The organism is Nocardioides zeae, from assembly GCF_030818655.1.
Taxonomy (GTDB): Bacteria; Actinomycetota; Actinomycetes; order Propionibacteriales; family Nocardioidaceae; genus Nocardioides; species Nocardioides zeae_A.
In genome coordinates this window covers 3075142-3089624 of sequence record NZ_JAUTAN010000001.1, presented here as the reverse complement: position 1 = coordinate 3089624, position 14483 = coordinate 3075142, and the positions used below count along the sequence as shown (strand labels likewise).

General features: G+C 75.3%; 11 protein-coding genes. 5 read left to right on the top strand and 6 right to left on the bottom strand.

Features of this window, described 5'->3' with window-relative positions:
- Window positions 1–2 precede the first annotated feature (2 nt).
- On the top strand, window positions 3–1013 hold the full coding sequence (locus tag QE405_RS14670; RefSeq protein WP_307202029.1) for a hypothetical protein: 1011 nt from the start codon (window positions 3–5) through the stop codon (window positions 1011–1013).
- On the opposite strand, the gene QE405_RS14665 is transcribed toward QE405_RS14670, so the two are convergent.
- On the bottom strand, window positions 1014–2153 hold the full coding sequence (locus QE405_RS14665) for a helix-turn-helix domain-containing protein (RefSeq protein WP_307202027.1): 1140 nt from the start codon (window positions 2151–2153) through the stop codon (window positions 1014–1016). It lies immediately after the preceding gene.
- A gap of 105 nt (window positions 2154–2258) precedes the next feature.
- On the opposite strand from QE405_RS14665, the gene QE405_RS14660 reads away from it, so the two are divergent.
- Complete coding sequence (locus QE405_RS14660; RefSeq protein WP_307202024.1) at window positions 2259–3908, top strand: FAD-binding dehydrogenase; 1650 nt, start codon at window positions 2259–2261, stop codon at window positions 3906–3908.
- Here the strand turns inward: QE405_RS14660 and QE405_RS14655 are convergent.
- The 3 genes from QE405_RS14655 to QE405_RS14645 are packed head-to-tail and all read right to left on the bottom strand — an operon-like array spanning window position 3821 to window position 7114.
- Window positions 3821–4732 carry an endonuclease/exonuclease/phosphatase family protein gene (locus QE405_RS14655; protein ID WP_307202022.1) on the bottom strand — a complete coding sequence of 304 codons (912 nt, stop codon included), beginning with the start codon at window positions 4730–4732 and terminating at the stop codon, window positions 3821–3823. The genes QE405_RS14660 and QE405_RS14655 overlap by 88 nt on opposite strands.
- Complete coding sequence (locus QE405_RS14650) at window positions 4729–5478, bottom strand: ZIP family metal transporter (RefSeq protein WP_307202020.1); 750 nt, start codon at window positions 5476–5478, stop codon at window positions 4729–4731. The genes QE405_RS14655 and QE405_RS14650 overlap by 4 nt, the downstream gene beginning before the upstream one ends.
- 28 nt (window positions 5479–5506) lie before the next feature.
- Window positions 5507–7114, bottom strand: coding sequence for a sigma-70 family RNA polymerase sigma factor (locus QE405_RS14645; RefSeq protein ID WP_307202018.1), 1608 nt, complete (start codon window positions 7112–7114; stop codon window positions 5507–5509).
- A gap of 371 nt (window positions 7115–7485) precedes the next feature.
- On the opposite strand from QE405_RS14645, the gene QE405_RS14640 reads away from it, so the two are divergent.
- From QE405_RS14640 to QE405_RS14630, 3 genes are read left to right on the top strand one after another with little or no spacing between them, the layout of a single operon-like run.
- Window positions 7486–11931 (top strand): beta strand repeat-containing protein, encoded by a 4446-nt coding sequence (locus QE405_RS14640; protein WP_307202016.1) that lies wholly within the window; start codon window positions 7486–7488, stop codon window positions 11929–11931.
- Window positions 11928–12392 carry an FxLYD domain-containing protein gene (locus tag QE405_RS14635; protein ID WP_307202013.1) on the top strand — a complete coding sequence of 155 codons (465 nt, stop codon included), beginning with the start codon at window positions 11928–11930 and terminating at the stop codon, window positions 12390–12392. Before QE405_RS14640 ends, QE405_RS14635 begins: the two co-directional genes overlap by 4 nt.
- Window positions 12389–13033 (top strand): class E sortase, encoded by a 645-nt coding sequence (locus QE405_RS14630; RefSeq protein WP_307202011.1) that lies wholly within the window; start codon window positions 12389–12391, stop codon window positions 13031–13033. Before QE405_RS14635 ends, QE405_RS14630 begins: the two co-directional genes overlap by 4 nt.
- A 141-nt stretch (window positions 13034–13174) precedes the next feature.
- On the opposite strand, the gene QE405_RS14625 is transcribed toward QE405_RS14630, so the two are convergent.
- Window positions 13175–13465 carry a hypothetical protein gene (locus QE405_RS14625; protein WP_307202009.1) on the bottom strand — a complete coding sequence of 97 codons (291 nt, stop codon included), beginning with the start codon at window positions 13463–13465 and terminating at the stop codon, window positions 13175–13177.
- A 197-nt stretch (window positions 13466–13662) separates the two neighbouring features.
- Window positions 13663–14427: an RNA polymerase sigma factor gene (locus QE405_RS14620; RefSeq protein ID WP_307202007.1), complete on the bottom strand. Its 765-nt coding sequence runs from the start codon at window positions 14425–14427 to the stop codon at window positions 13663–13665.
- Window positions 14428–14483 lie beyond the last annotated feature (56 nt).

Sequence of the window (14483 nt, the reverse complement as noted above, 5' to 3'; positions counted from 1 at the left end):
TCATGCGTCTCCTCCGTCCCGGCCGTCCTGCCCTGCTCGCCGCCGCGCTCGTCCTCCCGCTCGCGCTCGCGGGGTGCGGCGACGACGACGGGGGACCGGGTGACCGCGATCGCGCCGACGGCGACACGGCAGGCGACACGGCAGGCGACTGGGACGCGACGGGCGGGACCGACGCCGGCTCCGTGCCGTGCGGGCTCGTCTCGGCGGAGACGCGCGACGCGCTCGCCGAGGCCCTCGACGCCAGCAGCTCGGGCGGTGCGGACGACCTCGGTGGCGAGGCCGTCGGTCTCCTCCCGGGCGAGGAGACCTTCGCGGCCTGCGGCTTCGCCGGCGGGATGCTGAACGTGGGGGTGCGCGCCTTCGACGACGGCCGCCCGGTGGCTGCGATCGCGACGCCCTACGGCAGCGACCCCGCCGAGCCGCTGGCGGGTCTCGGCGACGAGGCGTACGTCGCGGTGAACTCCTACGACGGGCTCCGCGTGACGGTCCGGGCCGGGGACCAGGTCGTGCTCGTCGACAGCCAGTTCCGGGACGACAGCGACGCCGTGGTGTCCGAGGACCTGCTCGTGGACCTGGCCCGCGAGGTCGTGGACGGCCTCGCGGACGTCGACGTACCGGCCGTCGAGCTGCCCGCCTCCTGCCCCGATCCCGCCGACGAGCTGGTCACCGCGCGGGTGGGCGAGGTGCGCGCCGCGCGCGGAGCGGTCGGCGCGGCGGGGATCCGGTGCGCGTACGTCGGGGACGAGGCGTTCACGACGATCGGGTCCCAGCTGACGAACGAGGGCTACCTCGCCATGGGCCTCGCCGGCTCCGGGGACCCCGTCGAGGTGGACGGCAAGGAGGTGTACGTCGACCGCGACTCCGCCGTCCTCGTCGCCTCGGAGGAGTGCGCCGTGACCGCCACCAGCAGCCGCCTCGGCTGGGCGCTCGCCGACACCCGCGACGAGGACGAGCAGCGCGACGACCTCGTGGAGCTCGCCGCCGCGGCGTACGACGTCCTCGGCTGCGCCTGACTACCCGGCCCGGCCCAGGAGCGCCACCTCGAGCACGAGCCGGTCCCAGGGGCGACGGGGGTCGCGGCCGGTGAGGTCGCGGGTGCGCCGCAGCCGGTGGCGCAGGGTCTGCGGGTGGACCCCGAGCCGGGCCGCGGCGGCGTCGGCCGAGCCGGTCGCGATGTGGGCCTCGATGCTCGCCCGCAGGTGGTCGGCGTCGCCCAAGCCGCCGAGGGTCAGGCGCTCGAGGCGCGCGTGGTCCGTGTCGGGATGGCCCGTGAGGAGCGCGACGAGCAGCGCGTCGGCCTCGTCGAGGAGGCGGCCCTCGCCGTACGCGTGCGCGGGAGCGCGGTCGAGCGCACGGGTGGCGAGGCGGAAGGACCGCGGCAGGTCGGCGACGCGGTCGTTCGGGATCAGCGCACCCCGCCACGACGCGGTCCAGCGCACGGCGGCCGCCCGGGCGGCCGCCGCGTCGAGGAGGGCGACGCCGTGGCCGTCGCGGTGCCGGAGCGGCGCGTCGTCGCCCACCAGGGCGGCCAGGTCGGCGCGCGACGGTCCGTCGGGGGAGAGGGCGACCACCAGCAGGGTGGGGCGCGGCGGGACCGCGACTCGCAGCTCCCGGCTCCGGTCCTCGAGGTTGGTGCGCGCGACCTGACGGCCGGCGAGCAGGTCGTCGAGGAGGTGCTCGATGGCGCCGTCACGGTCGCCCGCGCGCTGGGCGCCGGCGGCGTAGCCGTCGTGGAGCGCGTCGGTGAGGGTGTCGACGACCGCCATCCACAGGCGTGACAGGGCGATCGCGTCACCGACCGTGAGGCGGTCGGCGGCGGTGGCCTCGATGTGGTCGACGACCTGGGTGGCAGCGAGGTGGTAGGCGCGGATGATGCCGGGCAGCGGGCGCCCGTCGAGCGCCCGAGCGGCGCCGATCCCCCGGAAGCGCTGCACGTCCGACGGTGCGAGCCCGGCCGCGCCCTCCGCCCACAGGTCCAGCACCCGGGTCGTGCCCCACCGCGCGATCGCGTCGACCTCGGCGAGCTGGGCCGGCGCGAGCGCGGCGTAGGCGGGGATCTCGGCGACGATCTCGGCGGTGACGCGTGCGGCGATCTCGTCGAGCCGGGCGAGGGCCTCGTCGCGCACGGTGCGACGGGCGGGGTCGGTGGCCATGCTCGCTCCTCGCCGGCGCTGGAATCTGTCAGGACATGACAATGCCAGTGCTCACCTCAGGTGACCACCCTTGTGCTCGTCGGAGACGGCGCCGAGCCTCTCCCCATGGACGCAGACGCGATCGTGGTGGGGGGAGGACTGGCGGGGCTCGTCGCCGCGGCGGAGCTGGCGGACGCCGGTCGGAAGGTGGTGGTGCTCGACCAGGAGCCGGAGCAGTCGTTGGGGGGCCAGGCCTTCTGGTCGCTGGGCGGGCTCTTCCTCGTCGACAGCCCCGAGCAGCGGCGGATGGGCGTCAAGGACTCGCTCGACCTCGCGCTCCAGGACTGGTTCGGCTCGGCGCAGTTCGACCGTCCCGAGGACCACTGGCCGCGGCGCTGGGCCGAGGCCTACGTGCACTTCGCCGCCGGCGAGAAGCGGTCGTGGCTGCGGCAGATGGGCCACCGCTTCTTCCCGGTCGTCGGGTGGGCCGAGCGGGGCGACGGCCGCGCCGACGGCCACGGCAACTCGGTGCCGCGCTTCCACCTCACCTGGGGCACCGGACCCGGTGTGGTGGAGCCCTTCGAGCGGCGCGTGCGCGAGCACGTCGCGACCGGGCGGATCGAGCTCCGCTTCCGGCACCGCGTCGATGCGCTCGTCACCAGCGAGGGCACGGTCACGGGCGTGCGCGGCGCTCTGCTGGCGCCGTCCGACGTCGTACGGGGCGCGGCGTCCTCCCGCGACGAGACCGGGGAGTTCGAGCTCAGCGCCCAGGCCGTGGTCGTCGCCTCCGGCGGCATCGGGGGCAACCACGAGCTGGTGCGCCAGAACTGGCCCGCGCGTCTCGGCACCCCGCCGGAGCGGATGGTCGCCGGCGTGCCCGCCCACGTCGACGGGCGGATGATCGGCATCACCGAGGCCGCCGGCGGCGCGGTCATCAACCCCGACCGCATGTGGCACTACGTCGAGGGCCTGCGCAACTGGGACCCGATCTGGGCCAACCACGGCATCCGCATCCTCCCCGGCCCCTCGTCCCTGTGGCTCGACGCCGAGGGCAACCGCCTGCCCGCGCCGTACTTCCCCGGCTTCGACACCCTCGGCACGCTGCGGCACCTCCGGAGCACGGGCCACGACTACTCGTGGTTCGTGCTCACGCAGAAGATCATCGAGAAGGAGTTCGCGCTCTCGGGCTCGGAGCAGAACCCCGACCTCACCGGCAAGGACCTCAAGCTGCTGCTCTCCCGGGTGCGTCCCGGGGCGCCGGGTCCGGTCGAGGCGTTCAAGCAGAACGGCGAGGACTTCGTCGTCGCCGACAGCCTCGCCGACCTCGCCGCCGGCATGAACCGCCTCACCGGCAGCTCCCTCATCGACTCCGAGCGCCTCACCCGCCTCGTCGAGGCGCGGGACCGGGAGATCACCAACCCGTTCGGCAAGGACGCCCAGGTCACCGCCATCCACGGGGCGCGGAACTACCGCGGCGACAAGCTCATCCGCGTCGCGACCCCGCACCGCCTCCTCGACCCGACGGCGGGTCCGCTCATCGCCGTCCGCCTCAACATCCTCACCCGCAAGACCCTCGGCGGGCTGCACACCGACCTCGACGGGCGCGTGCTCGACGCGGCCGGGCAGCCGGTGCCGGGCCTGTACGCCGCGGGCGAGGCCAGCGGCTTCGGTGGCGGCGGCATGCACGGCTACAACGCGCTCGAGGGCACGTTCCTCGGCGGGTGCCTGTTCTCCGGGCGGACGGCGGGACGCGCCGCGGCGGCGGCGATCGGCTGAGGGGGGCGCAGCTCCACCCGCACCGCGAGGTGGTCGCTGTCGGCCACGCAGTACGTCGCGGCGTCACCCACGACGTACCGCCCCGCCGGGTCGTCCAGCAGCACGTGGTCGAGCTGCACCCGCGGCCGGTGCGCCGGGTGGGTCGGTGCGCGCAGCGCCGGCGCGCCGGGAGAGCTCACCAACCGCGGCGGCAGGTTGAGGTCGCCCAGCAGCACGAGCGGGCGCGGCAGGTCGGCGCACCACTGCACGACGTCCCGCAGCTGGGCGCGGGCCCGCAGCGGGGCGAAGGACAGGTGGGTCGTCACGACGCTCACCGGTCCGCCGGGCGCGGCGACGACCGCCGCGAGCACCACCCGCGGCTCGTCCGGCACCCACAGGACGCGCCGCCCCGCCCCCGGCGGCAGGGGCATCGGCAGACGCACCCGCGACGGGCCGAGACGCAGCTCCCGCCAGGCGGTGATGGGGTGGCGGCTGAGGAGGGCGATGCCGTACGACGGTGCGTCCGGTCGGTCGCCGACCACCGGTCGTGCGGGGCGGAACCCGGCGGACGTGCCCGGGGTGCCGTGCACCGCCGCCGCGAAGCGCGCAGCCCAGGCGGGTCCGTCGCCGCTCAGCCGCGCGGCGAGGACGCTCGTCTGGTCGACCTCCCCGCTACGCGGCAGCCGGTGGTCGACCTCCTGGACGGCCAGCACGTCGACGTCGAGCGCCGCGGCGGCGTCGCTCCAGTGCGCCCACGAGGCCGCGTCGGTCCGGCCGCGCCGGTCCCGCCCGCTGGCGGCGTTGGCCGTGGCGACCGTGAACGGGCGCGAGCCGCCGACCGTCACGCCCGGCTCACGACGAACGCGAGCAGGAAGCCCGACGCAGCGATCAGCCCCGTGTAGAGGTGGGTGCGCTCGAACGCCTCGGGGATCATCGTGTCCGCCACCATCGCGAGGATGGCGCCGGCGGCGAGGGCCGTGACCACGGCGATCGCCTCGGCGGGCGCGCCCTGGAGCAGCAGCGCGCCGGCCAGTGCCGCCACGCCGCTGATGACCGCGATCCCGCCCCAGACGCCGAAGACGTAGCGCGCGCTGCGTCCGCTCCGCTTCATCCCGGCGGCGCTGGAGAGCCCCTCCGGCACGTTGGAGATGACGATGGCGGCCAGCACGGCGACGCCCACGGTGCCGCCGTCGAGCAGGGAGAGACCGAGGACCACGGACTCGGGAACGCCGTCGAGCAGCGCGCCCACGGCGATCGCGGTGCCGGATCCCGGTTGCTCCGACTCCGAGGCCTGCTGGTCCCCCGACCGCTTGCGGTGCGCGGCCCCGCGGCGGGCGAGCGCGACGTTCGCCGCGACGTACGCCACCGCGCCCACGAGGAAGCCCGCCGCCGTCGCGAGGAGACCGCCGCTCGCCTCGGCCTCGTCCACGAGCTCGAACGACAGGGCGGAGATGAGCACGCCCGCGCCGAAGGCCATGACGGACGCGACGACGCGCTGCGGCACGCGCACGAACCACGCGACGAGCGCGCCGACAACCAGTGCACCGCCGCCGGCGAGGCCCCAGAGACCGGCGGCCGCCCAAGTGGTCATCCTGCGAGCGTACGACGGGACCGGAGCCTCAGCCGCCCGTGCGCAGGATCGCGTCGACCGCGTTGTCGGTGGGGACGTCGTCGGGTCGGTCGGCCGCCTCGAGGCCGAACCCGATCCACGCCAGCGCGTCGTGCCGCACCTCCACGACGAGCGGCTCCGCTGCGCTGACCCCGGGCACGGTCCACCCCGTGACCGCTCCCGTCGTGCACGTCGGATCACCGGCGGTCAGCAAGCAGACCTCCCGGGCGCCCCGGACGGTCATCGTCACGACCGTGCCGGGCGACGCCGCGACGACCGGGACCGTCACCCGCGTCCACCCGGGCTGCTCGCCCGGCGCCACGGCGAGACGGGACCGCTCGAAGCGGGGGTTGGCCGCGGGGTCGAGGCTCGGGGGTGCCGGCTCGGGGGAGGGCTCCGGTTCCGGCTCCGGGGCGGGCTCGGCCGAGGGACCGGTCGACGGCTCCGGCCGCCCGGGTCCTCCCGACTTCGCGGCACCGGGGTCCGGGACGTCGGGCGCCGGCGACCCCACGGGCTCCACGGGGGCACCGGGAGCCTCGGGGGCGGCGGTCCCGTCGGCCGTCGCGGGTGCGTCCGGTCCGGCGGTCGCTCCCGCGGGCGGCGACGGCTCCGTCCCGCCGGCGCCTCGGGACGGCGCCGTCGCGATCGCCGGACCCCGGTCCGACGCGCCCCAGGGCTCGAGCACGGCCGCAGCCGCCGCCAGGCCGACGGCGACGAGGGCGGCCACCACCAGCAGCGTCGTACGACGCGGGTGCCGCCGCGACCGACCGGGCCCGGGATCGGAGGCCGAGGCAGTGCTGGAGGCAGCCCCGGGCAGCCCCTCCGCCGCGAGCAACCCCAGCAGGGGGAGCAGCACGGCGCCGAGGTTCGCCGAGATCTGCCCGAGCTCGTCCACGGCGTGCCGGCACCGGGCGCAGTCGGCGAGGTGGTCGCTCACGCGCTGGCGCTTGGCGACCGACATGGCCCCGCGGACGTAGGCGCCGAGCAGGGGCGTCGTGCGCACGCACCTCTCGTCGACGGCCGCCGCGAGGTGGGCGTCGAGGTAGGCGGTGCGCAGGCCCTCCCGGGCGCGGTGGGCCAGCACCGCCACGGCGTTGGTCGTGAGCCCGAGGGCCTCGCCCACCTCGTCGTGCGGCATCCCCTCGACCGCGGTGTGCCACAGCACGTGCTGCCAGCGGGGCGGCAGGTCGGCGAAGGCGGCCGCCACCGTCGCGCGGTCGAAGCGGTCGTCGGCCCCGTCCGTCGGCGCGGGGACGAGCGGCTCCAGGTCGTCGTCCTCGACGAGCACGAGGCGGGAGTCGCGGCGCACGTGGTCGACCCAGGCGCTGTTGACCGTCGCGGCGAGGTAGGGGCGGAACGCGGTGGTCGGGCCCTTCCCCCGGCGGAGCAGCCGGAGGATCCGCTCGAACGCCGTCGCGGCGATGTCGGGGGCGACGTCGGGGCCGGCGTGCCGGGTGGCCAGGGCCAGCGCCACCGGGTGGTAGCGCTCGAACAGCACGGCGACCGCCTCCGCGTCGCCCGCACGGGCGCGGGCCAGCAGCGCGGCGTCGGGGGGACCGGCGAGACCGGGATCGCTCGGGTCGGTGGGCTCCGGTGGGTGGGCTACAGCGGTCATCATCCTGGTCGCGGTGTCGTCGACGGGACGTGACGGCGCGCGACGTCGTCCCGACGCGCGCTGTGCTGCCTCGCCGCGACTGGACGAGGCGTCCCCCGTGCGGCGGATCCTAGGTCATCGCGCTCCCGGGATCGGAGGTGATCCAGACCACCTGGAATTCCTTCGAGAGTCGCGTAAGGAACCCGTCCCCGCCCCGTCCTCTTCCCGCGGTCGAACGGCCGTGGTCCGACGACGATGTGGGGAATGCGTTGAGCGAGCACGTGCGTGTGCGTGGGGGCACACGAGGGGGAGCCGGTCGTTCCGGCACGAGCAGGACGCGGCGGTGGTTCGCGCAGGCGGCGGCCACGGTCGTGGTGGCGTCGGGGCTCGCGGGGGTGACCCTGTCGCTGGCCGCCGCGCCCGCGGCCGCCGCTCCGGCGCTCGACTGCGGCACGGTCTACTCCATCCAGGGGGCATCGCCCCGCAACATCTGGGCGCTCGGGGACGACGGCAGCCAGACCAGCGTCGGCACCTTCGACATCGGCGCGAGCGGCAGCCTCAACGGGCTCGGCATCGCGGACGACGGCAGCCAGGCGTTCGGCGTGCTGCCGGCGGCCCAGGGCACCGGGCGCACCATCTACCGCCACGACCGGGCCACCGGCACCACGACGGCCCTCGGGGCCGGGGCGAGCAACACCCCCGTGACCCACGGCGCGGTGAACCCGCTCAACGGCTTCTACTACTACGGCGGCTTCAACGGCTCGACCGTGCAGGTCTACGGGTTCGACACGACGACCAACACCTCCATCGGTCTCGTCGCGAGCGGCACCATCCCGACCGGCGGCGGCAACGGCGACTGGGTCTTCGACCAGCAGGGCCGCATGTACGTCGTCGGTGGCGCCAGCGGCAGCAACGTCGTCACGGTCATCGACCAGGAGATCCCGACGAGCGGCCCCGCGATCACGGTCACCGGCCGCCAGATCACCGACATCACGACCGCGTCGAACCAGGCCATCAACGGCATCGCGTTCGCGGGCACGGGCCTGCTCTACCTGGCCAGCGGCAACCAGCTGTTCGAGGTCAACCCCTCGACGGGCGAGGTGCTCTCGACGTCCCCGCTGGCCCAGTCGGGCTCGGTGGACCTCGCGTCCTGCGCCTCGCCGAACACGATCCGCGTGCAGAAGGACTTCCCGGACGGCCGCGCCGTGCCGGGTGACCAGGCGACGCTGACTGTCACGGGCGGCGGCATCACCAGCGGCAACACGGCGACGACGACGGGCGGCGACTCCGGCCGGCAGGACACGCCGGCCGAGACCGCCGGCCCCGTCTTCGGGCTCACGGGCACGACGTACACCGTCAGCGAGAGCGGCAACGGCACCCTCGCGAGCCGGTACGACGCGGCCTGGGCCTGCGTCGACGAGAACACCGGCGGCACGATCGCCAGCGGCACGGGCACGACCGGCACGTTCACGATGCCCAACGGCGGCGCCGCCGGCGTCGCGGCCCTGTGCACCTTCACCAACGAGGCGAAGCGCCCGTCGCTCGAGCTCGACAAGATCGCGGGCACCCCGACGGGGAGCACCGCCGGATCGACCATCACCTACAGCTTCGTCGTCACCAACACCGGCCCCGTGCCGCTCGCGACCGTCGCGGTCTCCGACCCGAAGGTCGGTGCCGTCACCTGCCCGCCCGGGCCGCTCGCGCCCGGCGACGACGTGACGTGCACGGCCGCGCCGTACGTGCTCACCCAGGCGGACGTGACCGCCGGCGTCGTCGACAACACGGCCGTCGCCTCCGGCAACACCGGCGTGCCCGGTGACCCGGACGTCACGGACGACGACACCACGAGCACCCCGATCGACCACGACGCCGCGCTCACGCTGGAGAAGCGCGCCGGCACGCCGGTGGACGTCAACGGCTCGGGCCTCACCGACGCGGGGGACACGATCGCCTACACCTTCACGGTGACGAACACGGGCAACGTGCCGGTCACCGACATCGCGGTCTCCGACCCGCTCGTCGGGGCGGTGACCTGCGACGTGACGAGCCTGGAGCCCGGTGAGGACGCGGAGTGCGTGGCCGACGAGGCCTACGTCGTGACGGAGGCGGACGAGGTCGCGGGTGCCGTCGTGAACGTGGCGACGGCCGCCGGCGAGGACCCCTCGGGCGACCCCGTCGCCTCGGACGAGGACTCCACGACCACGCCGGTGGACACCCCGGCGCCGGGCCTGGCGCTCGACAAGCAGGCGGGCACGCCCGTCGACGTCAACGGCTCGGGCCTGACCGATGCGGGCGACACGATCGCCTACACGTTCGTCGTGACCAACGCCGGCAACGTGCCGCTGACCGCGGTGGCGATCAGCGACCCGATGCTGACCGGGCTGAGCTGCCCGGCGGGCGTGCTGGCGCCCGGCGCGTCGGTGACGTGCACGGCCGCGCCGTACGAGATCACGCGCGACGACGTCGACGCGGGCTCGGTGGACAACACCGCGACCGCGGGGGCGAGCGACCCCGACGGCGACCCCGTCGGCTCGGACCCCGACTCGACCTCCACGCCGACCGACCTCCCCGAGCCCGCGCTCACGCTCGAGAAGTTCGCGGGGACGCCGGTGGACGTCAACGGCTCGGGCATCACCGACGCGGGCGACACGATCGCGTTCACGTTCACGGTGACCAACACGGGCAACGTCCCGGTCGACGCCGTGCGCGTGCAGGACCCCCTCGTCGGTGCCGTGACCTGCGAGGCGACAAGCCTGGCGCCGGGCGAGGCGACCGACTGCGCGGCCGACGAGCCCTACGTCGTCACCGAGGCCAACGAGCTCGCCGGCGCCGTCACGAACGTGGCGACGGCGGTGGGCAGCGACCCGTACGACGAGGACGTCGTCTCGAACGAGGACACGACGACCACGCCGGTCGAGCGCCCGGCCCCGGCCCTGGTGCTGGAGAAGCGCGCCGGCACGCCGGTGGACGTCAACGGCTCGGGCATCACGGACGCGGGCGACACCATCGCGTTCACCTTCACCGTGACCAATGCGGGCAACGTCCCGGTCACCGGCGTGGCGGTCTCCGACCCGCTCGTCGGCGCCGTGACCTGTGAGGCGACGAGCCTGGCGCCGGGTGCGTCGACCGAGTGCGCCGCGGACGCGCCGTACGTCGTGACCGACGCCGACGAGACCGCGGCGGTCGTCAGCAACACGGCCACGGCCGCTGGTGAGGACCCCGACGGCGACCCCGTCACCAGCGACCCGGACTCGACCAACACCCCGGTCGCGACGCCGGCCCCCGTGCTGACCCTCGACAAGTTCGCGGGCACGCCGGTGGACGTCAACGGCTCGGGCATCACCGACGCGGGCGACACGATCGCCTTCACGTTCACCGTCACCAACGACGGCAACGTGCCGGTCTCCGACGTGCGCGTCGTGGACCCGCTGGCGGGCGCCGTGACCTGCGAGGTCACGAGCCTGGCGCCGGGTGCGTCGACGGAGTGCGCCGCCGACGCGCCGTACGTGGTGACCGAGGCGGACGAGGTCGCGGGCGCCGTGGTGAACGTGGCCACCGCCGCGGGCGAGGATCCGGACGGCGATGCGGTCGAGTCGAACGAGGACGCGACGACGACGCCGGTGGACACCCCGGCGCCGGGCCTGGCGCTGGACAAGCAGGCGGGCACGCCGGTCGACGTGAACTCGTCGGGGACCACGGACGCGGGCGACACGATCGCCTACACGTTCGTCGTGACCAACACCGGCAACGTGCCGCTGACCGCGGTGGCGATCAGCGACCCGATGCTGGGTGGGCTGAGCTGCCCGGCGGGCGTGCTGGTGCCGGGCGCGTCGGTGACCTGCACGGCGGCGCCGTACGAGATCACGCGTGACGACGTCGACGCGGGCTCGGTGGACAACACCGCGACCGCGGGGGCGAGCGACCCCGACGGTGACCCCGTCGGCTCGGACCCCGACTCGACCTCCACGCCGATCGAGGCCGTGCCCGGGCTGGCGATCGTCAAGCTCGCCGAGCTCGAGGACCTCGACCAGGACGGCGTGGCCGACCTGGGGGAGGAGATCTGGTACGGCTTCGAGATCACCAACACCGGCAACGTCACGCTCGTCGACGTCGTCGTGGACGACCCGAAGGTCGGCACCGTCACCTGCGAGGCGACGACCGTGCGCGCCGGCGACACCGTGTTCTGCGTCGTCGACGAGCCGTACGTCGTCACCCAGGCCGACGTCGACGCCGGCACCGTGCACAACTCGGCCACCGCGACCGGTACGCCGGTCGGTGGCGACGACGACCCGGTGGAGTCGCCGCCGTCGACGACGGACACCCCGACGGAGACGACCGCGACCCTCGGGCTCGTGAAGTCCAACGCCGTGGCCGGCGGCGGGCCCGCGCAGGTGGGCGACACCATCACCTACCGGTTCGACGTCACCAACACGGGCGCCGTGACGATCGCGTCGATCACCATCGACGACCCGATGCTGGCCGACGCCGACGTGGAGATCTCCTGCCGCGAGACGACCCTCGCGCCGGGGGAGAGCACCACCTGCGAGGCGGACTACGAGGTCACCGCGGCGGACGTCGCGGGCGGCCCGATCGTCAACCGTGCGACGGCCGGCGGGTGCACCCCCGCCGGGTGCGACACGGTGCCGCCGGTGGTCTCGCCGCCGTCGGACACGACCACCCCGGTCGCGTCCACGCCGGCCCCGCCGGTGAAGCCCGCGCCGTCGGGTCCGGCCCTGCCCGACACGGGCGGTCCGGCGGCCGGCCTGCTCGGCCTCGCGGCGCTGCTCCTCGGCGCCGGTGCCGCGCTGGTCTGGCGCGGTCGTCGTCGGCGGACCGCGTGACCCGTCGTCTCCTGACGGCGGCCCTCGTGCCGGTGCTCCTCCTCGTCCCCGCCGCGTGCAGCGGCGGGGACGAGGGGGCCCGGTCCGAGCTCTCGAACCCCCGGCCCTCGTCGACGGACCCCAGCCTCGACGAGGGCCGGGTCTCCCCGGCCGACCTGCCGACCGCGCCCGTGCTGGAGGGAGGCACGGGCGCCCGGGGCGACCTCGCCGCGGCGGAGTGCGACGCCGCGGCGGGCGTGCAGGCCGTCGCGGGCGAGCTGACGAACAGCGGCGACGCGGCCGCGGACTACGTGGTCGTCGTCAGCTGGACCACCGCGACCTCCGACGTCGTGGCCCGCGGCGTCGCCACGGTGGAGGACCTCGCCCCCGGCGCCGCGCGCTCCGTCGAGGTCACCGCCGAGGTGCCCTCCGGTGCCACTGCGTGCACCGTCAACGTGCGCCGAGCACCGGTGGCGGGATGAGCCGACGGGTCCTGACCGCGACCGGGCTCCTGCTCGTCGTGGCGGGCCTCGGGGTGCTCGGGTACGTCGCGTGGCAGCTCTGGGGCACCACCCTGCTCGCCGAGCGGCGCCACGACGAGGGCGTGGCCGCGCTGGAGGACGCCTGGGACGACGGCGAGGACACCGCCCGCACCGACATCGGGGACGCCCTCGCGATCGTGCGGGTCCCGCGCTTCGGCGACGACTACGCGGTGCCGCTCCTCGCCGGCACCGGCGACGACGTGCTCGCCGCCGGGCTCGGGCACTTCGAGGGCAGCGCCCGCCCCGGCGAGGTCGGCAACCTCGCCGTGGCCGGCCACCGCATCACCCACGGCGAGCCGTTGCGCCGGATGACCGAGCTGGAGGTCGGGGACCTCGTGCTGGTGGACACCCGCACGACGACCTACACCTACCGGCTCCTCACGGCCGGCGACGCGCTCGAGGTGCCGTTCACGGCGACGTGGGTCGTGGACCCCGCGCCGGAGAACCCGGACCCCGAGGGCGTGGGGCCCGATACGGCACCGGACGCACGCCTTCTCACCCTCACGACCTGCGCGGAGCTGTTCCACACCGACCAGCGGCTCGTGGCGTTCGCGGAGCTGGTCGACGAAGCGCCCCGCTGAGGGGCTCGGGCCGGGTCGCGCTCAAAGGGTCAAGGACGACAGCCAGCGAGGCGGATCGGCGGTCGTTCGTGACCCTTTCCGCGGTCGGTGGGGAACGCGTCGTGGTGCTGAACCGACCGGGCGTGGTCCGGACGGACGGGATCACGCTCCGCCTCCACCGTCCTCCGACGCATCGAGCCTCGCCTGGATCTTCTGACGTTCCTGCCGCGGGAAGCGGCGCAGCTGCATGGCGAGCACGAAGGACGCCGCGTCCTCGTCCAGACCGAGCTGTTCGCTCACCAGGGCCTCGGCGTCACGGGCAGTCTCGCAGGCGTAGATGTCGCTGAGCAGGGTCTCCGACCGCTCGAACGCGAGCAGCAGGGCCCGCAGGTACTCGCGCTGCCTCGCGAGCTCCTCGGGCGTCGGGCCGTGCGGGCTGTCGGGTCTGGCCAAGGGAGCCTCCTCGGTGGCGTCGGCGGGTGCCGTGACTGGTCGGGCAACGTGCGCGGGCTCTCGACGACCGACAGCGGGCCGTGGGTCGTCGCGAACGGGGACGTTGGTGCGGGTCGCACGAGCCGGGACGCGTCGTACCCGCACAGTTCCGCCCCCCTCCACTCCGGTCGCCCCGCCTCAACGCGGCCCGGCTCCGCTCAGGCCGCCACCAGCGACGCCGGCCGCAGCCGCCGCAGCTCGTCGTACGTCGCGGCGCATCCCCCGCAGCCCGCGAGGTGCCCGCGGACGTCGTCGGCCTGCGCGTCGGTGAGGCGCCCGAGGTGGAGGCTCGCCAACCGGTCGCGCCACGGCGCGCAGCGCGGGTCGGCGGCGTGGGCGACGTGCTCCGCGACGTACGCCAGGCGGAGGCCCTCCCGCGCCCGGAAGGCGAGGGCTGCCGCCGCGTTCGGGCTGAGGTCGAGCCGCGCGCCGACGTCGTCGAGGGAGCGTCGCTCGACGAGGGTCCACCAGAGCACGAGCTGCCAGCGGTCCGGCAGCTGGCGGAGCACCCGGCTCAGCAGGCGAGACTCCTCGCGGCGGTCGGTCTCGTCGGGGACGGCCGCGGTCGACGCCGGGTCGTCCGTCCAGACGAGCGGCGCATCGCGACGCACGTGGTCGACGTGGGCGTGCCGCACCGCGGTGAGGAGGTAGGCCCGGAAGGAGCTGCGCGGTCCGCCGCCCGACGCGAGCTGGGCGAGCACCCGGGCGAAGGCGTCGGCCACGACGTCCTCGACGTCGCGCTCGTCGCACAGCCGGCCAGCGAGACGGAGGGCCACGTCGCGGTGGCGCCGGTAGAGCTCGGCCGTCGCCGCGACGGCCTCCGGGTCCGCCGCACCCGCCCGGGCCTGCTCCAGCAGGTCGGCGTCCGAGGCCAGCTCGACGAGCCGCGCCGTGGCGTCGAGGGCGGGCAGCGGGGTGGGCACGGGCTCACACTTTAGTGCGGGCAGCCCCTGCCCGCCCCCGGAACCGCCCTAGGATG